This window comes from Paenibacillus sp. FSL L8-0663 (assembly GCF_038008125.1).
Taxonomy (GTDB): Bacteria; Bacillota; Bacilli; order Paenibacillales; family Paenibacillaceae; genus Paenibacillus; species Paenibacillus polymyxa_D.
Map to the genome: position 1 here is coordinate 1,589,538 of NZ_JBBOYM010000001.1, position 20,876 is coordinate 1,610,413.

The 20,876-nt window shown below is 46.1% G+C and carries 20 protein-coding genes, 1 pseudogene and 1 riboswitch; of the genes and pseudogenes, 18 read left to right on the forward strand and 3 right to left on the reverse strand.

The window, feature by feature from the left end; translation table 11 throughout:
• Window positions 1-201 precede the first annotated feature (201 nt).
• On the forward strand, window positions 202-2,226 hold the full coding sequence (gene zapA / locus MKY75_RS07190) for a cell division protein ZapA (protein WP_340884825.1): 2,025 nt from the start codon (window positions 202-204) through the stop codon (window positions 2,224-2,226).
• A gap of 151 nt (window positions 2,227-2,377) precedes the next feature.
• On the opposite strand, the gene MKY75_RS07195 is transcribed toward zapA, so the two are convergent.
• On the reverse strand, window positions 2,378-2,737 hold the full coding sequence (locus tag MKY75_RS07195; protein WP_029516484.1) for a phage holin family protein: 360 nt from the start codon (window positions 2,735-2,737) through the stop codon (window positions 2,378-2,380).
• A 149-nt stretch (window positions 2,738-2,886) separates the two neighbouring features.
• On the opposite strand from MKY75_RS07195, the gene MKY75_RS07200 reads away from it, so the two are divergent.
• From MKY75_RS07200 to MKY75_RS07215, 4 genes are all read left to right on the forward strand, one after another.
• Window positions 2,887-5,256, forward strand: coding sequence for an endonuclease MutS2 (locus MKY75_RS07200; protein ID WP_340884827.1), 2,370 nt, complete (start codon window positions 2,887-2,889; stop codon window positions 5,254-5,256).
• Between the two features lie 58 nt (window positions 5,257-5,314).
• On the forward strand, window positions 5,315-5,728 hold the full coding sequence (locus MKY75_RS07205; RefSeq protein ID WP_340887074.1) for a DUF350 domain-containing protein: 414 nt from the start codon (window positions 5,315-5,317) through the stop codon (window positions 5,726-5,728).
• Between the two features lie 54 nt (window positions 5,729-5,782).
• A complete protein-coding gene (locus MKY75_RS07210) occupies window positions 5,783-6,493 on the forward strand; it encodes a hypothetical protein (protein WP_069012840.1) in 711 nt (236 codons plus the stop codon).
• A gap of 114 nt (window positions 6,494-6,607) precedes the next feature.
• Window positions 6,608-7,861: an MFS transporter gene (locus MKY75_RS07215; RefSeq protein WP_322251382.1), complete on the forward strand. Its 1,254-nt coding sequence runs from the start codon at window positions 6,608-6,610 to the stop codon at window positions 7,859-7,861.
• Window positions 7,862-7,936: 75 nt separating this feature from the next.
• Here MKY75_RS07215 and MKY75_RS07220 read toward each other — a convergent pair whose 3' ends face one another.
• Window positions 7,937-9,175: an NAD(P)/FAD-dependent oxidoreductase gene (locus MKY75_RS07220; protein WP_165145053.1), complete on the reverse strand. Its 1,239-nt coding sequence runs from the start codon at window positions 9,173-9,175 to the stop codon at window positions 7,937-7,939.
• 114 nt (window positions 9,176-9,289) lie between these two features.
• On the opposite strand from MKY75_RS07220, the gene MKY75_RS07225 reads away from it, so the two are divergent.
• The 12 genes and pseudogenes from MKY75_RS07225 to MKY75_RS07280 all read left to right on the forward strand — a co-directional run bounded on the left by MKY75_RS07225 (window position 9,290) and on the right by MKY75_RS07280 (window position 17,983).
• Window positions 9,290-9,526: a hypothetical protein gene (locus MKY75_RS07225; protein ID WP_013370103.1), complete on the forward strand. Its 237-nt coding sequence runs from the start codon at window positions 9,290-9,292 to the stop codon at window positions 9,524-9,526.
• A 32-nt stretch (window positions 9,527-9,558) separates the two neighbouring features.
• On the forward strand, window positions 9,559-9,945 hold the full coding sequence (locus tag MKY75_RS07230) for a spore coat protein (RefSeq protein WP_069012837.1): 387 nt from the start codon (window positions 9,559-9,561) through the stop codon (window positions 9,943-9,945).
• A gap of 143 nt (window positions 9,946-10,088) precedes the next feature.
• On the forward strand, window positions 10,089-10,589 hold the full coding sequence (locus MKY75_RS07235) for an Lrp/AsnC family transcriptional regulator (protein ID WP_340884829.1): 501 nt from the start codon (window positions 10,089-10,091) through the stop codon (window positions 10,587-10,589).
• 12 nt (window positions 10,590-10,601) lie between these two features.
• Complete coding sequence (locus MKY75_RS07240; protein ID WP_029516491.1) at window positions 10,602-11,813, forward strand: aminotransferase class I/II-fold pyridoxal phosphate-dependent enzyme; 1,212 nt, start codon at window positions 10,602-10,604, stop codon at window positions 11,811-11,813.
• A gap of 113 nt (window positions 11,814-11,926) precedes the next feature.
• Entirely contained in the window at window positions 11,927-12,133 is a 207-nt protein-coding gene (locus tag MKY75_RS07245) for an aspartyl-phosphate phosphatase Spo0E family protein (RefSeq protein ID WP_069012835.1), read from the forward strand.
• 101 nt (window positions 12,134-12,234) lie between these two features.
• Window positions 12,235-12,804 (forward strand): hypothetical protein, encoded by a 570-nt coding sequence (locus MKY75_RS07250; protein WP_069012834.1) that lies wholly within the window; start codon window positions 12,235-12,237, stop codon window positions 12,802-12,804.
• 18 nt (window positions 12,805-12,822) lie between these two features.
• The gene (locus MKY75_RS07255; protein WP_029516494.1) at window positions 12,823-13,386 is read left to right on the forward strand and encodes a cob(I)yrinic acid a,c-diamide adenosyltransferase; all 564 of its coding nucleotides are present in this window, start codon (window positions 12,823-12,825) and stop codon (window positions 13,384-13,386) included.
• A gap of 21 nt (window positions 13,387-13,407) precedes the next feature.
• Window positions 13,408-14,361: pseudogene (locus tag MKY75_RS07260) on the forward strand (RluA family pseudouridine synthase); the annotation flags it as partial.
• Between the two features lie 12 nt (window positions 14,362-14,373).
• Window positions 14,374-14,739 carry an arsenate reductase family protein gene (locus tag MKY75_RS07265; RefSeq protein WP_141695545.1) on the forward strand — a complete coding sequence of 122 codons (366 nt, stop codon included), beginning with the start codon at window positions 14,374-14,376 and terminating at the stop codon, window positions 14,737-14,739.
• 72 nt (window positions 14,740-14,811) lie between these two features.
• Window positions 14,812-15,708: a 5'-3' exonuclease gene (locus tag MKY75_RS07270; RefSeq protein ID WP_080710677.1), complete on the forward strand. Its 897-nt coding sequence runs from the start codon at window positions 14,812-14,814 to the stop codon at window positions 15,706-15,708.
• Between the two features lie 222 nt (window positions 15,709-15,930).
• Window positions 15,931-16,809, forward strand: a complete 879-nt coding sequence (locus tag MKY75_RS07275) for an ROK family protein (RefSeq protein ID WP_069012832.1) — start codon at window positions 15,931-15,933, stop codon at window positions 16,807-16,809.
• Between the two features lie 166 nt (window positions 16,810-16,975).
• A complete protein-coding gene (locus MKY75_RS07280) occupies window positions 16,976-17,983 on the forward strand; it encodes an HRDC domain-containing protein (protein ID WP_069012831.1) in 1,008 nt (335 codons plus the stop codon).
• Between the two features lie 160 nt (window positions 17,984-18,143).
• Here MKY75_RS07280 and corA read toward each other — a convergent pair whose 3' ends face one another.
• Window positions 18,144-19,079 (reverse strand): magnesium/cobalt transporter CorA, encoded by a 936-nt coding sequence (corA, locus tag MKY75_RS07285; RefSeq protein ID WP_023987788.1) that lies wholly within the window; start codon window positions 19,077-19,079, stop codon window positions 18,144-18,146.
• Between the two features lie 552 nt (window positions 19,080-19,631).
• Window positions 19,632-19,757: riboswitch (SAM riboswitch) on the forward strand.
• 118 nt (window positions 19,758-19,875) lie between these two features.
• Here corA and metA point away from each other — a divergent pair.
• Window positions 19,876-20,793, forward strand: coding sequence for a homoserine O-acetyltransferase MetA (gene metA, locus MKY75_RS07290; RefSeq protein ID WP_039269776.1), 918 nt, complete (start codon window positions 19,876-19,878; stop codon window positions 20,791-20,793).
• Window positions 20,794-20,876: the final 83 nt, after the last annotated feature.

Below are 20,876 nucleotides of genomic sequence, written 5' to 3' on the forward strand. Positions count from 1 at the left end.
GCGGGAAGCCGTATCGAATCTTAGTGACAGAGGTTCGATACGGCTTTTTGGCCTATCATCATAGAAGCTCTCTTACTCTGATAATTACCCGCTGCGGGGAAGCCGGACTAATAAGGTTGAACGCTTCACGGAAGGCGGGTTACCATAGTACCGGACACACCTTAGAATCAACATACAGTAGTATTGAAGGAGGGCATAATTGTGACTACACCAGATCGTACTCGCGTCACTGTAGAGATCTACGGTACTTCTTATAAACTCGTCGGCAGCAATACCGATTATATGAAGCAGGTTGCCAATTACGTGGATGAGCGTATGCACAGCATTTCTCAAGCTCATTCGCGTCTGGATATGCCCCGAATTGCCGTGCTGGCTGCGGTTCATATGGCAGAAGAAGCTGTACAAATCCAGGAAATTCAGAGTCATATGAACCGCTTAGCAGCGGAACGAGCAGAGCTCCGGGGAGATCTGGCGCAACTCCAGACAGCTCTAGGGGAACAACAGCAGAAAAATACAGATATGCATCAATCTCTTATTCAACTGAAGGAAGAAAAGGAAGCAACGCAGAAGAAGCTGATGGAAACCGAATCTGTATCAGCCAAGGAGATTGCCCAATTGAGGGCAAAGCTGGAACAGCAGGAGAAAAAGGCGGCTGAACTTGAAAATGGACAAAAACAAGCTAAACGTGAACTGGAGGAGTCCCGTCAAGAAGCTTCTCGCAAGCTGAAAGAGCAGCAGGAGGCGGCCAATGCGCGTATCCGGCAGATAGAAGAGCAGATGAAGAAAGAAGTATCTGAAGCGGCTAAACAGGCAGAAGCCAAGCTGTCAGCTGCAGAGAAGACTCATCAGGAGCAAAAGCGCACAGAACTGGACAAGCTGCGATCTGCTTTGCAGCAAGAGCATAGCAAGAAGGTAAGCGAATGGCAAACCAAGTGTTCCGGACTGAATGAGCAGCTGGAGCAGGAACGTAAACAGGCTGAATTGGCGTTGAATGAGGAAAAGCTCCAGCATCAGGAAGCGCAGAAACGAGCTGATGAAGCCGCACTGGAGCAGGAGATTCGGGTCGAGGAGCTTCAGGAACAATTAGAACAAGTACAGGCAGGCAGTACAGAGCTTTCTTCTCGTCTGGGAGAGGCTCAAGAGCAAGCAAGAGTACTGAAGGAACAACAGTCCGAGCTGGAGTCTGTGCTGGAAACACAGCGACAGGCTGCGATAGAGCGAGAGCAGGTAGATACGCTTGCACGTGAAGAATTGCAAAGTCGATATGATCAATTAGAAGCTGAAGCCAAGGCTAAGCAGCAGCAGACGTCTAAGCTGGAGGAAGAACAGCGGCGGATGCAGAAGCTGTTGGAGCAAGCTCACGTATCTTCTCGCAAGTTGCAAAGTGAGCTGGCTACGCTAGCTGAAAGCGAGAAGTCATGGAAGAAGCTTGCAGAAGAACGCCAGGTGGCAGTTGATGAACTGGAGCTCTCCCTGCTGGAAGCACGTGAGCAGAAGGAAGAAATACAAGTGCAATTACAGCACGCAGCGGCTGAGCTCGAAGCTATTAATGATAAATTTGCTTCACAACAGCAACGGCTAGTTCAACTCGAAGCGAGAATCAAGGAGCTTTCACCTGAGCTGATTCGCGTGCAGGATGAGCTTGAGAAAGCCAAAGTCCGAGAGCAAGAGGGAACTAAGGCGTATCAATCGCTTCAGGAGCAATATGGAAGCATGAAGAGCCGAGCTGGACAGCTGGAGCAAAATATCAAGCAGCTCCAGAAGGAAAATCGAGAACGGCGGAGTGAACTGGAACGTGCTGAGGAAGAATCCCTGGAATGGCAGCTTAAATACGATCAGTTGAAGGCTGAAGCGGAACGTTTGGAAGCTGAAGATGCTGCCCGTAAGGAAGAATTTGCTTCTTGGGAGCGGGAAATAGCGGTAACGGTTCAACAAAAGGAACAGCTTCAGGAGGAGATTCGTTTGGCTGTTGAAACTGCCAAAACGGCGAAGGCTGAACAGCAGTCCATAGAGCAGGAACGAATGGCCTTGCAGTCTGAATTGGACGAAGTGGGTCAAAAATATGAAATGGCGGCGCATCAGCTTCGTCTGTTGCAAGTACAACAGAACGTAGATCGGGAAAATACGGAGAAGATTTCTACGGAATTACGTCAATTACAGGAAGAATACACCAAGCTTCAAACTGAGTATAATGAATGGATTGAACTTATCGAACAGGATCAGTAGATACGGATTATACATGTAAGGCAATCCCCGGCTGCTCATCGCCGGGGATTGTTTGTTTATTGTATCCACTCAGAGGTGTAAATGACAAAAAGCTGTCCTTTGGCAGATGAATTCTGCTTCGGGACAGCTTTGCCAGAAGCGATTACTGAAATTAATTCCCGTTTTTGCGACCGGCTTCAAACGGTGTCGATACCGGAATGAACAGGTCGATAATCCCGATAACCAATGCAGCGAGCAATGCGCCCAGAACGGAAACACTGACATGAGCGACGACATATTGAGCGACCCAGATCACCAGAGCGCTCACAAGAAAACCTACGATACCGCGTCCAAATGGGGAGACGCGTCGACCAAACACCGCCTCGACGATATAGCCAATCAAGGCAATGACAATGGCTAGGATCAGCGCGCTCCAAAAGCCGCCTACACTAAATCCGGGAACGATCCAGCTTACGACCATCAGCACCAGAGCGGCAACGATGAAACGTACAATGTGCCCGAGAATGCTCACGGAATAACCTCCTTTGTTTTTTGAATCAGGGTTAGACAAAGGTTAGTGTGTGGCATGAAGAGCTTTCTTATGTGTAAAACAGAGTTGGCAAATAGCGTAAGTTTGCTGCTTTCGGTATAATATAGATATAAGTGAAAGGAGTAGTGAAGTTGGACTCTAAAATTTTCAAAACCCTTGAATATCAAAAAATTCTAAATAAACTAAGTCACTATGCCCAAACGGCAACGGGACAACAGACAGCCCTTCAGCTACAGCCCAGCGATGATTTGGAGCATATCAAGAAAATGCTGAAAGGTACGGATGAGGCCTATGCTGCTGATCGCCTCAAAGGAGTGCCTTCATTTAACGGAGTAGTGGATATCACTCCGGCGGTGAAGCGTGCCCGTATTGGTGGAACATTAAGCCCGCATGAGTTGCTTGGCATTCGGACAACGGTTCAGGCCGCACGCCGTATACAAGTATACGTGACAAGTTTGCATGAAGAAAATCCTGTCGAAACATTGCTGTATTGGAGTGAGCAGCTTTCGGAGCAGAGAGGTTTAGAAAACTCCATCAAAGGCTGTATTGACGAAAATGCAGAAGTGTTGGATTCTGCCAGCACAGAGCTTTCACAAATCCGTCGGGAGCTACGCTCGGGAGAAGTGCGTATTCGTGAGAAGCTGGATTCCATGATTCGTTCCTCAACTGTATCCAAAATGCTTCAAGATCAGTTGATTACGATTCGTGGAGATCGGTTTGTGATCCCGGTTAAGGCCGAATACCGTTCTTATTTTGGCGGAATTGTTCATGATCAATCCGGGTCAGGTGCAACATTGTTTATCGAGCCTGAATCTATCGTAGCCATGAACAATAAGCTGAGGGAAACAAGGCTGAGAGAAGAGCGTGAAATTGAAGTCATTTTACAAAAGCTGACCGCACTTGTCGCAGAACAAGCGGATATGTTGCTGTATGATGTGGACATTTTGGGCAATCTTGATTTTATTTTTGCAAAAGCGCGTCTCGCCCGTGAAATGAAGGCAACCTTGCCTTTAATGAATGACCGAGGGTACTTGAAGCTGAAAAAAGGCAGACATCCTCTAATTCCGTTGGAGCAGGTCGTTCCCATAGATGTGGAGCTGGGCAATTCATACACCTCCATTATCGTTACCGGACCGAACACAGGGGGGAAAACCGTTACCCTGAAAACCATTGGCCTGCTTAGTTTGATGGCGATGTCTGGACTGTTTGTACCTGTTGAGGATGAAAGCCAGCTGTGTGTATTTGATGCAATCTATGCTGATATTGGTGACGAGCAGAGCATTGAGCAAAACTTAAGTACATTTTCCAGTCACATGACCAATATCATTAGCATCCTGAAAAATATGACGCCCAAAAGTCTTGTATTGCTTGACGAAGTGGGGGCAGGAACGGACCCCGCGGAAGGTTCGGCTTTGGCTGTGTCCATTTTGGAGCATATACATGCCATGGGTTGCCGTATGGTTGCGACGACTCACTATAGTGAATTGAAGGCGTATGCCTATGAGCGTAAAGGAATTATTAATGCAAGCATGGAGTTTGATGTCGCTACCTTAAGCCCGACTTACCGCCTTCTGGTCGGTGTCCCCGGACGAAGTAACGCATTTGCCATTGCCGAGCGATTGGGATTGCCAGGGCGCATTTTAGACTATGCCCGTGGTGAGGTAACAGAAGAAGACCAGCGCGTTGAGCACATGATTGCGTCACTGGAGCAGAACCGTTTGACAGCTGAGCAAGAACGGGAAAAAGCGGAGCAGTTGCGTAAAGAAATGGAAGCATTGCGTAGCCGTCATCAGATGGAGCTGGATAAGCTGGAGTCCCAACGGGACCGTATGCTGGAAAAAGCTGAGGATGAAGCAAGAGTTCTCGTGGATAAGGCTCGTAGCGAAGCTGAGAAAATCATTACTGATTTGCGTAAATTGGCTCAGGAAGAAGGGGCTTCGGTTAAGGAGCACAAGCTGATTGCAGCTCGCAGAGAACTGGATGAGGCTGAACCGAAGCAACGCAAGAAAAGTACTGTCAAACGCCCGGCCGCTACGCGTACTCGTTCTATCATGGCTGGCGATGAAGTATCCGTTCACAGTCTGAATAAAAAAGGCCACGTGGTTGAACTGTCCGGTACCAAGGAAGCTGTGGTTCAATTGGGGATCATGAAGATGAAGGTCAGTCTGGATGATCTGGAACTACTGCAACCTGCCCAAACAACGACTCCAAGAGTTCAAAAACCAGTCACTGGCGTTAAACGGACACGGGATGATAACGTACGAAGTGAACTTGATCTTCGGGGGGCGAACGTGGAGGAAGCCTTGATGGAAGTGGACCGCTTCATGGATGAAGCGTTTCTGGCCAATCTGGGTCAGGTACACATTATTCATGGCAAAGGTACGGGTATTCTGAGAACCGGTATTCAGGAGTACCTCCGCAAGCATAAACATGTGAAAAGCTACCGTATCGGTAATTACAATGAAGGCGGCACAGGCGTAACCGTTGCTGAATTGGAATAGCTATGGGTTGCCGGCTTTGCTCGGGAACGCTTGGTAGAACGGGAGGGACGAAGTGAAGATGGCGATTGATGAATTGCTGTCACATCCGTTGGGGATGATGCTGGGTTATTTCTCGGTGGCGGTGCTGGAGCTAATTGTATTTTTGTCGTGTTTTGAGCTGGTAACCCGCTATAAATGCTGGGAAGAGATCAAGCACGGCAATGTTTCAGTAGCCATGGCTACGGGAGGGAAAATGTTCGGTATTTGCAACGTGCTCCGCTTTGCAATGGAAGCCAAATCCAGCGTGTACGATACGATGATTTGGTCGTTCGTTGGCTTTTTACTGCTACTTGCGGCGTACTTTCTTTTTGAGTTTCTGACACCGGTATTTTCTATCGATCAACAGATTAAAGAGGATAACCGTGCTGTCGGCTTGTTCTCCATGATTATTTCAATATCGTTATCTTATGTGATCGGTGCCAGTGTAACTTGACACATCCTGTATACTAGAGCTTGGTATACGCTTGGAACGGAAGGATGATAAAGCTTGGAAATGACTATTTGTCCATGGTGTAACATGGAAATTATTTGGGATGAAGAATTGGGCCCTGAGGAAGAGTGTCCCTATTGCCATAATGATCTGAAAGGGTACTCTGACATCACTGATGATGATGAAGATGAGTCTGTTTCTCCACCTGTTCATAGACATGCCGGTGAGCATGGACATGAAGAGACGAAACATGATCATGTGACTTCTGTAACCCCGGCGCCTCACGCTCATGGAAAAGAAGACCTGAAGGGTTATCGTACATTGAGTATTCAGCTCGGTGATGATGAAGAGCAGGATATTTTATATGAGGCAGAGGATGAAATCGTAGTTGAAAAACCGGTTGATGCACCGTTGTTGCAGGATAATGAGCTGCATAAGCTACCTGTTCTGCATACTTTGCAAAAATTTGAAGAAAGCGGTGCGGATCTGATGGCTTATGAACAAGGCGCTGAACAAATACTCGACAGACAAGATGAGGTTCTTGAATGTTCCCAATGTGGAGAGTACATGCTGCATGCGGGTTCGCAAACCGTAACCAGAGAAGGTTTTGAACCGTCGATGTCGCCAGCACTTGGCAAACCTGTTCTGGACTTGCCATTCGTCTTGAATGTTTATGTTTGTCCTAGCTGTTTTCATGTCCAGCACACATTGTCAGAGAATGACCGACTGCGGATGCTGGAGAAGCTCAGCGGTATTTCCAACAATTAAATAGCAATCCCCCGGATAGGCCCAAGCTTAATACGGGCATCTTAATCGAAGAAATCTTTGAACAACTGGCTTGAAATAAGCTGATTGGTGATTTTTCGGTTAGGGGGAACTGCATTGAAATCAAACCTGAACGGACAATCCATTCTGCTATTAAGCTTGAATGGATTGTTTGTGTTTGCAGCAGCATTGTCAGGCACATTTCTCAACGTATATTTATGGAAGAGCAGGCAGGATTACGCGATGATTGGCTGGTTTAATGTCAGCCAACAAATTGCGCTGGGAATTATGGTCTGGGTGGCTGGGAAATGGGTCAAGGAACATAACAAAATGAATGCCCTGCGCGTGGGGACAGCACTGTCCGGTCTGTTTTATTTAATCGTGTTATATACGGGACCGCAGGCTGTAAACTACATATGGCCGCTCGGAATGTTATTGGGTGCAGCATTAGGTTTATTCTGGCTGGCGTTTAATGTCATTTTTTTCGAAGTCACAGATCAGGCAAGTCGCGATCATTTTAACGGATGGGTCGGTCTGCTGGGTTCGTTTTCCGGTATCGTGGGTCCTTGGCTGTCTGGTTGGATTATTGCTCGTATGGAGGATGATGCGGGTTATCGAGTAATATTCAGTATTTCCTTAGCTTTTTATGTCGTAGGAGTGGTACTTAGTTTCTTTCTTCGCAAGCGTAAGCCGACAGGAAACTACAATTGGAAGGAGCCTAAGCAACGATTGTCACAAAAAGGGAGCATGTGGCGTCCCTTGTCGTTATCACTTGTTACCCAGGGCATTCGTGAAGGGGTTTTTGCCTTCCTGATTACGCTGCTCGTGTATGTAGCTACTCAACAGGAATGGAAGCTGGCACAGTTTTCACTTATCACCTCGGCGGTTTCATTTTTCAGCTTTTGGGCTGTCGGAAAATGGCTCAAGCCACACTATCGCTCGGCTGGTATGCTGTTGGGTGCTGTATTGTTGGTGATTGCGCTGTTACCATTATTGTGGCGTATGGAGTATATCACGCTACTGATTATGGGGATCGGCACCGCTATATTCCTGCCCTTGTATTTAATTCCTATGATCTCAGCGAGTTTTGATTTAATGGGTACGAGTGAAGGAGATGCGAATCAGAGAGTGGAACTGGTTGTACTGCGTGAACTGTGCTTAATGGTAGGCCGGTTGACCGGGACACTCATTTTCTTGGGCGTCCTAAGTATCAGCAAGGCTCCTACAGCGATGATTTGGTTGTTGATTGGACTTGCATTAATGCCAGTGATCGGCTGGTTTTTTATGCGAAATGTGCTGAAGATGGAACAGAAGATAAAGCGAAGCAATTCTCATTCCCATGCACAACGCTGGCGCAAGCAAACGGAATAACAGGAAAATTCGATACAAAAAGAACCTCAGAATTCACTTATATAGGCGAAAGGAGGTTCTTTTTGTATTCATATGTTAAACCATTGGTTTTGTTGCTTCTGGCGAGGGTTTGGTCGTACGGGTCAGAGAATACAGCTCCATTTCAGGTCGGTGTGTGCCCGTCAGTTCATCAGCCAATAGCTGTGCGGCCATCATATTCGTAACCGTCCCATTTCCCCCGTAACCCTCCAAGAAATAGCAGTTTGGAAAACGCGGATGTGGACCAATATACGGCAAGCCGTCGTGAGAGGAGCCGAATACAGCCGCCCAAGCGTAGTCGATCTGAAATGGCACACTGGGAAAATGCTCCTGTAGTGCTTGCAGCAGCTTTTGTTGTTGGTGTAGTAGCCTGATTTCACGTTGGTTGGCGTCCAATACAGGTTCATCCAAACCACCAATAATGATACGTCCTTCCGGTGTGGAGCGCATATATAGATAAGGACGGGCCGTTTCCCAGATCAGACACTGCTCATGCCACAAGGGAGCATCTCCGATTGGATTGGTGGCGATAGCATAAGAGCTTTGCAGAACGGCTCCCTGATCGGTTTTAATCTCTTGTGTTTCATAACCTGTTGCAAAAACAACCTTTTTTGCTCGGATCATTCCACCGTTAGTATGACAAACGACCTCATTATCATGGAATTCAAAATGCTTGGCTTCCGTATGCTCATATAAGCGAACACCGAGACGGTTGGCAGATTGCAGCAGGCCCTGGGCAAACAAAAATGGATTAACCTCAGCATCTTCGTGTGTGTACAAGGCTGCCGGTTTTCGAAAAGGAAATCGGGCAGCAACCTGTTGCTCATCCCAGTACTCCACTGGAAATCCAAACCGGGTTAGCTGTTTGTACTCTTCCTGAAGCACCTGTACATCTTCTAGTGTACTTGCATAGTACAGGCTGCTTCGCCGAATAAAGGAAGGGTCTGTATCCAGTGTGGCAGCCAGCTTATCTAACTGATCTAGTGCATCCTTGCACATGCGGTAAAACAGTACACCGTTCGTTTCACCAAACGTATTGATGAAAGAGGTTAAGGTCTTGTCATTGCTGTATTGCAGCAGGCCAGTATTGGCCGAAGAGCTTCCAGTTACCAGTTTGCGTTTGTCAATAACCACGGTGTCTACCTGTCGTTCTCCCAATAACCGGGAGCAGATGGCCCCCCCCATCCCTCCCCCGATGATCAATACATCACAATTTAAATCCTCTGCCAAAGGCGGAAAATCCAGCGCCTGCTCCAATGTATTCGGCCAATATGTATTCCCGCTTATCAACTCCATATAAAATAGCACTCCTCATAGGCAATATGTAGTATTTCTTATGTGTACATAGTATTTCGCCAAACGGACAAGATAACCAGCGTGCAACAAAACTTTTAAGGAGGCACAGAGATTATGCAATCTACGAACATGCAACCCCTGTCAGGCAAAGAGCTGGAGTACATCGTGGACTCCATCTCCAATGAAGAACTACTACTCAAACAATGTGCGGCCACAGCGGCGTCTATTCAGCACCCAGCCATCCAACAAGCCTGTTTACAACTGGCAAGAACTCATGAGCACCACTTGAATCTGCTTTCTAATGCTCTTCAACAGCATCAGCAGCTTGCTCCAATGCAACCACAGCAGTAATTTGGATTTACCAATAAAGGAGGTTTGACAGAATGTATTCACAAAACAATATGTCATTTATGCCCGAAGAAGATTTGCTCTATACCATTCTTGCTGATATGAAACGTACAGTGCGCGAATACACAACGGCGACGACAGAATCCAATTGTCCGTCTGTGCGTCAGATGTTCACCGACCTTACGAATGATACATTGCGTCTGCAAGGTGATTTGTATCATCTGATGAGCCAAAATAATATGTACGCCACTCCAACTAAAGCACTGCGCATCGATTTGGACAAACAGATTCAAGAAGCTCGCAAGACCCAACAAGAATGCCAACAGTTCATTCAGCAAAAGTCGACATCCGCGGGAGTATATGGTCAATCTATGCACCAGCAAGGCCAGTCTACACATCAAAACAACCCTTATTATATGTAAACGGGATTTTCTGTTTTTGAAGCAGATTCCCATAACAGCCGTCCACCTGCCGGGTTTACCGGAGTGGACGGTTTTTCTTTGCAGGTTTAAAGTGCGTATTGTATGATGTATAGTAATCTCTTTCGATGGAGGCCTTATGTAGAATGACAGAGCTGAATGAATTGAAATTAAAAGTGCTGGAATTGTTAAAAGAAGATGCAAGAAGAACACCGACTCTAATGGCTACTATGCTGGGGGTTGACGAGCAGGATGTACGCATCTCAATGAAAGAGCTCGAAGACCAACACGTGATTGTCAAATATGCCGCTGTAGTTAATTGGGACAAAGTCGACGACGAAAAGGTTACCGCTTTGATCGAAGTGCAAATTACACCCGAGCGTGGAAGAGGCTTTGAAGGGATTGCAGAACGGATTTATTTGTATCCGCAAGTTAAATCGGTCTATCTCATGTCCGGAGCATACGATTTGCTGGTAGAGGTTGAAGGCCGCAATCTTCGTGAGGTCGCTAACTTTGTGTCGGAGAAACTGTCGCCTATTGATTCGGTCTTGTCTACCAAGACTAATTTTACGCTTAAAAAATACAAGCAGGACGGAATTATCTTTGAGGACCATCAGGAAGATAATCGTCTGATGATTTCGCCGTAAAGGAAGATCATGATGAATCTCAAAACAGAAGCATTTACCGACAGTAACAAAGCTATGAGTTCCTATTTGTCCCCGTTGGTGCGCGAGATCCCATCTTCGGGTATTCGTAAGTTTTTTGACTTGGTGGGTGGCAACAAGGATATTATTACCCTTGGTGTAGGCGAACCGGATTTTACAACCCCTTGGCATATGCGGGAAGCCTGTGTCTATTCATTAGAGCGAGGTTTTACCAGCTATACGTCTAATGCGGGAACGCCAGAACTGCGTGAAGCGATCAGTGATTATCTGAATGAGCAATTTGAAGTCCGTTATGATCCTAAAAATGAGATTATCGTGACCGTTGGGGGAAGCGAGGCGATTGATCTTGCTTTGCGTGCGTTAATTGTACCTGGCGACGAAATTCTCGTGCCCGAACCGTGCTACATTTCATATTCTCCAATCACTGCAATTGGAGGCGGGATTCCGGTAGGTATTGAAACCTTTGCTAAGGATGAATTCAAGCTGACGGCTGAGGCGCTGGAGGCAAAAATTACACCTAAATCCAAGGTGCTGATTTTATGCTATCCGAGCAATCCAACTGGGGCTACGATGACTTATGAAGATTGGCTTCCGATTGCCGAAGTCGTGGAAAAGCATGATTTGATCGTCATTTCTGATGAAATTTATGCTGAATTGAATTATGGAGAGAAGCACGTCAGTTTTGCGGCTATGCCTGGTATGATGGATCGTACAATTCTCGTCAGTGGTTTTTCCAAAGCCTTCGCCATGACAGGTTGGCGTATTGGATATACATGCGGACATCCCGATCTGATTGCCGCTATGCTCAAAATCCATCAGTACACCGTAATGTGTGCGCCTTCTATGGGGCAAGTTGCGGCACTGGAAGGGTTGCGGAATGGTTTGGGTGAGAAAGATCGTATGGTAGAAGCCTATAATCAGCGTCGCCGTCTGATGGTTGAAGGGTTTCGGGAAATCGGCCTGGAGTGCCATGAGCCAAGAGGGGCTTTTTACGTTTTCCCTAGTATTCAAAGCACGGGACTCAGCTCAGATGAATTTGCACAGCGTCTTTTGGCAGAGGCTAAAGTTGCGGCTGTACCAGGTAATGTGTTCGGTTTGGGAGGCGAAGGCTATCTTCGTTGCTCATACGCGACTTCTGTTGCTCAGCTGACGGAGGCACTGGATCGGATTGGTCATTTTGTAGAAAAAGTAAGAAAAGAAGGTTAAAATTATTTTTTTATGGGTAATTCATAAAAAATAGTCTTTTATTTCTAATTTCTATGCTATAATTTGAAATCGATAGCAGGAAGTTCAATTTTTCAATTGTAGGAGGAATGCTCATGTCATATGTTGGATTTAATTCGTCTAGTTCAATAGGATACGACATTTCTCTGGAAGATGAAATTTTGTTCCTGCGCAATGAGATGATGCGGACGTTTCAGAAAGAGCAGTCCTTCACCTCTGATCTTGTCATCGAGATCAGTTGCAAGCTCGATTTGAAAATCAATGAATATATGAAGCTGTATGGTACGGAATGCAAGGTTTAACTGTGTGAAGTCAGCCAAATGTAAGAAGAAGGCCGTCGAGCCTTCTTTTTTTGCGTTCACAACTTATGATATATTAATGGCATGGAAGAGGGGGCGTACATATGAGAGCGGGGCTAAAAAGGCTATCGCCGTGGATCATCGGAATGCTGACACTTGTATTATTGGCTGGATGTGGGGGACGGGACAAGGACAGCTTCTCCATTTTTATTATGGATAAAGGGGATGCTTCAGTCATCCGTGAGGAGCTGGCACAAAAGCTTAAGGATAAGCTGGGCGAACAGGCTCCGACTATTGAGATTTCAGTCAGTCCGCTGTATAACCAGCAGAAGCTGGTTGTAGAATATGCGGCCGGGGAACATGATCTGTTTCTTTTGCCGGAAGAGGACATGAAGCTGTATGGACAGAATGGTTCGAATCTGCCGTTAGATGATGCTTTTGACAAGAAGACGTATGCCCGGGGCGTGTTCGAGGGCGGCGTATTTAAGAAGAAGGGGCAGGAGGAAGAAGGAACAGATGTGAGCAAGGAAACTCATTTGTTCGGAATTCCGGTGGAGCAGATGAAGATGTTTAAGGAGCTAAAATATAACTCCAAAACATTATTTGCTACCGTTCCGCCTCGTACAAGCAATAAGGAAGAAGCCATCAAGGTGCTGAAAGCACTTACGGAATGATAAAGGGGATGAAATGGAATGGGAATCTATACTAGAACAGGTGATGAAGGACAAACTTCTGTGATCGGCGGTCGAGTGTCCAAAGATGATGATCGTGTGGAAGCGTACGGAACAATTGACGAGCTGAACAGCTTTGTAGGACAAGCCATCAGCTTTGCCGAAGGGGAAGAGTTTGCGGATATTCGGACTCAATTGGAAGAAATACAGCAGGAGCTGTTTGATTGTGGTTCGGATTTGGCATTTGTTAAAATCAGTGAAAGCAAATATAAGGTGAAGGACGAGCTGGCAGAGCGTCTGGAAGGTTGGATTGATGCATGTCAGGAGGAAAATCCGAAGGTGGAGCGTTTTATTATACCAGGTGGTAGCACATTATCCTCAACGCTTCATGTATGCCGTACGGTTTGCCGACGCGCAGAACGCCGTGCGGTTACACTAGGTAAACATACGGACATCAATCCGGCGGTACGTCGGTATTTAAACCGCCTTTCCGATTATTTCTTTGCCGTCGCTCGCACAGCGAATGTCCGTCAGGGCGTACCCGATGTCGAATATGTGCGCAGCAAAAAAGTGTTCCGCAAATAAGGAGGCAACCGGGAATTTGTGATGAGCTTGTACTATGAACCTATCGTATATACGATCCCTCCGGAGGAGGAGGGCATGCTGTTGAAGACTATTTTACAAAAACGTATGAACATTTCTCGAAAGTTAATATCCAAACTCAAGCTGACCGAGCAAGGTATTATGCTGAACGGGACGCGTGTGTACATCAGCGTAAAGGTGAAATCCGGGGATCGAGTAGAAATTCGCATGGAGCGCGAGCGTTCTGATGATATTTTACCTGAACCCATTCCTTTTGAGATATTGTTTGAGGATGAACATCTGTTAGTGGTGAATAAGGCGGCGGGCATGATTGTCCATCCGACTCATGGTCATTACACAGGAACACTGGCTAACGGGGTTGTGCATTATTGGCAGACCAAGGGGGAGCTGTTCCGGTTTCGTCCTGTTCATCGTCTTGATCAGGAGACGACGGGGGTGCTGGTCGTAGCCAAAAATCCATATGTACACCAGCATATTTCTGAACAGATGATTGCGGGAACGGTGGATAAGCGCTATACGGCTCTGGTGCATGGGCGCCCTGAGCTGCAGGAAGGTAAGGTAGACGGACCGATTGACCGCAACCCGGATGATCCGCATTTGCGTATGGTGACTCCGGATGGTTATCCTGCCCTTACGCTGTATAAGCTGGAGGAAGTGTGGAACGGGGGAAGCCGTATCGGACTAAAGTTGGAATCCGGGCGTACGCACCAAATTCGAGTGCATATGACTTATATCGGCTGCCCGTTGATCGGAGATAAAATGTACCGGATTACACCTGATGATGCTGCGCAACGTGAGCGATATGATCAGCTTGATGTCAAGATGCCTCGACAAGCCTTACATGCTTCAGAGCTGTCCTTGGAGCATCCTGTAACCGGGGAGCGGCTGACGTTCTATGCTCCTCTACCTGACGATATGGCTGAAATGCAGGAGCTTTTAAGAGAAAACCAAATGGAGGTTAAACTAGCGATGAGCCAACTGAAAGTATATCAGTATTCTAAATGCAGTACCTGCCGTAATGCAGTGAAATGGCTGCAAAACAAGGGGCATGAGACGGAACTTATTCCTATTTTTGAACAGCCGCCCGGCCCGGAGGAATTGGAAGAATTGATTCGCAAAAGCGGGCTGGAGCTGAAAAAGTTTTTCAATACTAGCGGTGAGGTGTACAAAGAGTTAAAGCTGAAAGATAAGCTGGGAGACATGAGCCGTGAAGAGCAAATTTCGCTTTTATCCTCAAATGGAAGATTAATCAAACGCCCGATTGTAACCGACGGTAACAAAGTAACGGTAGGGTTCAAAGAGGAAACATTTGAGGGCACATGGGGAGCTCAATAACGCCCAATTTACCCCCACGATATGTTATACTGTGGGGGTTAAATATTATGATGAATGGGAGCAATACAATCTGTGACACAACGCAATGAACAATCCGTAATGCTGGTTGACGGCATGGCCCTGCTATTTCGCGCTTATTATGCAACCGCCGCAAACGGTTATATCCGTCGTACAAAAGCTGGGGTGCCAACGAACGCCATATATGGTTTTATTCGATATTTTTGGGATGCAGTCCAAACGTTTAATCCTACACATGTTATTTGTTGCTGGGATATGGGCGGAACGACATTCCGTGGGGAACATTTTGCTGCGTATAAAGGAAACCGAGCCGACGCACCCGATGATTTGATTCCCCAATTTACATTGATTCGTGAAGTGACGGACAGCCTCGGCATTCCCAACATTGGAGCGGAAGGCTTTGAAGCCGATGATTGTATCGGTACGCTTGCACGCCATTATTCGCAAAATGAGGACATGGATGTAATGATTCTCTCGGGAGATCATGATTTACTTCAATTAGTGGATGATCGGACACGGGTCATTATTATGAAAAAAGGCCACGGCAATTATATGGTATACACCCCGGAGACCCTGCTGACTGAAAAAGGACTTAAGCCACGCCAAGTGGTGGACCTTAAAGGCCTGATGGGGGATGCAAGCGATAATTATCCAGGAGTACGAGGTATTGGTGAGAAAACGGCACTCAAGCTGGTGCAGGAATACGACTCTATTGAGGGCATTCTGGAGAATCTGGATCAATTAACACCATCGGTCCGCAAAAAAATTGAGAGTGATTTGGATATGCTGCATCTTTCACGCAAACTCGCTGAAATTCACTGTGGTGTACCTGTAGCATGTGCTTTGGATAGTTGTCTGCTGACGTTGGATCACGTGCAAATTGTAGACAAGTTTGAGCAGCTTGAAATGAAAAGCTTGTGTACATTGATGGGTGTCGCAACCGGATCATAATGAAGCTATTAGGCTTGGTACGACAATTTAAGTAAAGTAAGTTATATAGGGATGCTGAGGCTGGATGCGTCAGTGTCCTTATTTGTATACCGTTATGTTAACGGAGTTATATCGTCTTGTGAAGGATTATATACAATTGCGATTAGGGGATTGACCTCAGGTACATTTCAGGTGAATATAGTGGAGAGAGAACCGGATTATCGAAAGGGGACAACAGCAACTATGACAGTATTGGGAGCAATTGAGGCAGGCGGTACCAAATTTGTATGTGGAATTGGCAACGAACGTGGAGAGGTACTGGAACGAGCGAGCTTTCCAACAACCACACCAGCAGAAACAATGGAGAATGTCATCGCATTTTTTGAAGGCAAGGGCATTGAAGCATTGGGCGTAGGATCGTTCGGGCCGATTGATCCTATCGAAGGTAGTGATACATATGGTTATATTACAACAACGCCAAAGCCACATTGGGGAAATTACAATCTGATTGGTAAACTGAAAGAGCATTTTGATGTGCCTATGGGGTTTGATACGGATGTGAATGGAGCAGCACTTGGTGAGTCTATTTGGGGTGCCGCCAAAGGATTGGACAACTGTCTGTATATCACGATAGGCACAGGCATCGGGGCAGGTGCTTTGGTTGGTGGAAAGCTGATACATGGATTATCTCACCCGGAAATGGGGCATATTCTGGTACGTCGTCACCCAGAAGATACTTACGAGGGGACATGTCCTTATCACGGAGATTGTTTGGAGGGTCTGGCAGCAGGTCCTGCGCTCGAAAAAAGATGGAAGGTTAAAGGACATGAGCTTTCTGTCGATCACCCGGCCTGGGAAATGGAAGCGTACTATCTGGCACAGGCTTTAATGAGCTATGTATTAATCCTGTCCCCGCAAAAAATTATTATGGGCGGGGGAGTAATGAAGCAAGACCAATTGTTCCCGCTCATTCGTACCAAACTACAAAAACTTTTGAACGGATACGTGCAGCATTCGAGTCTGACAACAGGTATTGAGCAATATATCGTATCTCCAGGATTGGGTGATAATGCTGGATTGTGCGGTGCTCTGGCATTGGCAAAGGAAAAACTGAATCATTAGAATTTAGGGTTGACGGCACTCCAAGGTACGGTTATTATATAGGCAACAGTATAGTACGGCTCAAAAAGGGAAGCACCTTTCTTGCGAATACGCAGGATAGGTGCTTTTTTTTGCGTTTTTGTGTTGTGCGGGACTGTCTTTCAACGATATGAGGGAGGAAGAAATCATGGAGATAGTATTTTTAAATCGCTTGTCCAAACGGAATGAACAGGGCTATGAGGACTTTGCTCAGGTATGGATTGGGCAGCATGAAGGGGAATGGAGTGCAGGCTGGAGCACACACCATGTCCCGGATGAAAGTATAGACGACCTTTGGTATGAGGGCAGCTTGTGGCAGGAATTACTACATGTATACCGTCATGAGCTGGCGCTCAAAATGGCTGAGGGCTACAGGCCCCTAATCCATGGTGTATTTCATGAGCAAGAAGGATCATCAGGACGAGGACAAACGCTGCAAAAGCTGTATTGCTACAGTGATTTGTTTCCACGTGATGAAGTGTATGAGCAATTGACGATGTGGAGACGGCAAAAAGCAGCAACGGAACGAAAAGCACCTTATTTTATCGCTACGAATCGATTGCTTCGACTCATTAGCGTTTATCTTCCCCATACCGAAGAAGAACTGTTGGAGCTGCCTGGTATGGGTCAGGGTAAGGTGTCGCAATATGGGACGGAGCTATTGGCTATTACGACACAAAATGACCGGACCACGCCATTTCCGTTGAACTGGGTAACAGAGACGCTGGAAGAAGAAGTTTTTTTGTCATGGTTATACAAGCAAAAAGAGAACCAGTACAGGCAGGAGCTGAACAAATTCAGCTTAACTAGAACGATTATTGAAGGCATTTCGGACGGTCTTTCACTGGAGCATATCGGAATGAAGACAGGTTTGCATCGTAGAGAGATGATTGAAGCTGTGGAGCATTTGGATAGAGACGGTATTGATATGGACAAGCTGATCCACAAGGAATTGGTGAATGTATCTGAGGCGGAGCAGGCAGCTATCTGGTCTGCTTATGAAGAGTTGGGGGATACGTTGCTCAAGCCCGTCATGCTGAAAGTGTATGGGGAAGAAAAGGCAACCGAAACAGGACTGGATCAGATTTATGAGCGTCTGCGTCTGATCCGTATACGGTTTCGTCATCAGCAGGTACCCGGCCGACATGTTGGATAATATAGAACTAGTTGGATAAAGATGGGTATTAAAGTATATTCAGGGTCCAACATACTAAAAAGCAGCAGCCAGTTCCTCACAGGACACGGCTGCTGCTTTTTATGACCAAGCTTGAAAATAGAAAAAAGTATCCAATTCGATACTTTTTCCCCTTTTATTTTTAAACCCAGTCTTTCTTACGGAAAATACAGAACATACTGACGCCTAATGCCACCATAATACCAATGACGACAAAATAGCCATAACGTGTATGAAGCTCAGGCATATTATCGAAGTTCATCCCATATATTCCGGTAATGACCGTCAATGGCATAAATACGGTCGTAATTGCTGTAAACACACGCATAATTTCATTGGCACGGTTGGCGATACTGGATTGATAAGCTTCTCGAAGGTTACCCATCAAGTCGCGGTAAGTTTCGAAAGTCTCCGAAATTTTCACAGCATTTTCATAAATGTCGCTAAAATATTTTTGCAATTGATCGTCGATGAGCCGCAAATCCCGCTTGTTCAGGGTATTGATGACTTCTTTTTGCGGGCCCAACACTTTTTTCAGCCACAGAATCTCACTGCGTAAGCCGATGATTTCGTTCAAATGCGACTTTTTCGTATGCATTAGAATATCTTCTTCCAGCTTTTCAATGCGGACCTCAATCCGGTCACCAACCAGAAAATAGTTGTCAACAATTAAGTCGACCAACAGATACATAAAACGGTCAGGCTGGCTGACTTCTTGCTCCCACAGCATAGGCTTGAGGGTACGAAGCTCATTGATTTTCTGCTTGGTCACCGTAATGATAAAATGGCGGCCGAGAAAAATGTTCAAAGCTCGCAAAAATATTTCTTCATCATCAAAACGAATGCTATTTACAACGATAAAATAATGGCTTTCATAAATTTCAATCTTCGGACGCTGTTCTTCTTCACTCAAACAGTCTTCTACTGCAAGATCATGCATGGAAAATAAAGGCTGGAGCACTGCCAAATCATCGACATCGGCATCAATCCAATAAAAACCTTCTGCCGGTGCAGTAAGCGCCATTTCAATTTCTTCGACAGGGGTAAAAACCCCGTTGTTGACCAAACGGATTTTCATATACGTCACTCCTTATGCTCCGCCGTAACGGAAATACGTTTACCTTAAGCATAAGGAATGGACTCAGTTAGCCAGTTAGCCGGTGCGGGTAAGCGTGCACTCTCATCAAAAGCCGGAGGCTTTTGGAGCATGCAGAGCCTGGCGTCCCGTCTTTCGGCAAGCTGAAGTCATTCCTATGCTGTTGTTCAGGGATCGCCGCCTATTCGGACTCGGGTCGCCTTCCATTCCGGATTCACCTCTCAAATGTTCTTTTTTTAGATTGCCACAGTATCGCAGGAAACACTCAAGTCTGCACTACTGCTCCATATTTTTGCCTAATAGCACTTGTATAGTATAACGCTCGGCCTACGGCCTTTCAAGCGCAAAATCATGGGCAAAATCAACAGTAGTGGCAAGAGCTTCAGCGATAGGAGGGATATGATTTAACCTATGGAAAAGGTAGACAAAATGTGAATGCAGGTTACAAATTTGCAAGTCCCATCTTGACGAAGCCCAGCCGATGCATTAAAGTGAACAACAAGAACTTTGTGAACCCAAAATGAATATAGCGAAATCTTATCAAGAGCAGGTGGAGGGACTAGCCCGATGATACCCGGCAACCGGCGATTTTAATCGCACGGTGCTAATTCTTGCAGGACGCGCGCTTTGTACAAAGCGCGTTGCCCTGACAGATGAGAGAGGCGCATATGGATACAAATATGACCTTTCTCTAACCAGAGAAAGGTCTTTTTATTATATGCCCGGCATCTCAACAAGACGATTTTCGCAAAACTTACCGAACAAGGAGTGAGTTTACATGCCGATTAAAATCCCAGACACATTACCTGCTAAGGAAGTGCTGGAGGGCGAAAATATTTTCGTAATGGATGAAAGCTTGGCTTATCATCAGGATATTCGTCCGTTGCGTATCGCCATTTTGAATTTAATGCCTACAAAGGAAACGACGGAAACCCAACTGTTGCGCCTGGTCGGCAATACGCCGTTGCAAGTGGATGTCACGCTGGTGCACATGAAGTCTCATGTATCCAAAAATACATCGCAAGAATATTTGAACATGTTCTATAAAACGTTCGACGAGATCAAGAACAGTCGTTTTGACGGCATGGTCATTACAGGAGCCCCGGTTGAACAGCTTGAGTTTGAGGATGTGAACTACTGGGAGGAAATCCGGCAAATCTTTGAATGGACGAAAACGAATGTAACTTCGACCATGCATATCTGTTGGGCCTCACAGGCAGGCTTATACCATCATTTCGATGTCCCTAAATATGGGCTCGACTACAAATGCTTCGGTGTATTTCCACACACCGTGATTAAACCTAAAGTAAAATTGTTACGCGGCTTTGATGAACTGTTTTATGCTCCTCATTCCAGGCATACGGAGGTTCGTCGGGAAGATATTGATCATATCGCCGAATTAGAAGTTTTATCCGAATCCGAAGAAGCTGGAGTGTACCTCGTAGCCACGCTTGACGGTAAACAAATTTTTGTAACTGGGCATTCTGAATATGACCCGCTTTCACTGAAATGGGAATACGACCGCGATGTAGCCAAAGGAATGGATATTGAAGTCCCCAAAAATTATTTTCCTAATGATGATCCTGAGCGCACCCCCCCCTCAATTTGGCGGGCGCACGCCAATTTATTATTCTCGAATTGGCTGAACTATTATGTATACCAAGAAACACCTTATGATATCGGGCCCCAGATTTAAAAAAGGAGCATGTAGTTTACCTTTGTAGAGTATCACCTTGCAGTAGCGCAGCAGTATAGTCTTTGACATCCATTTTTGCAGGA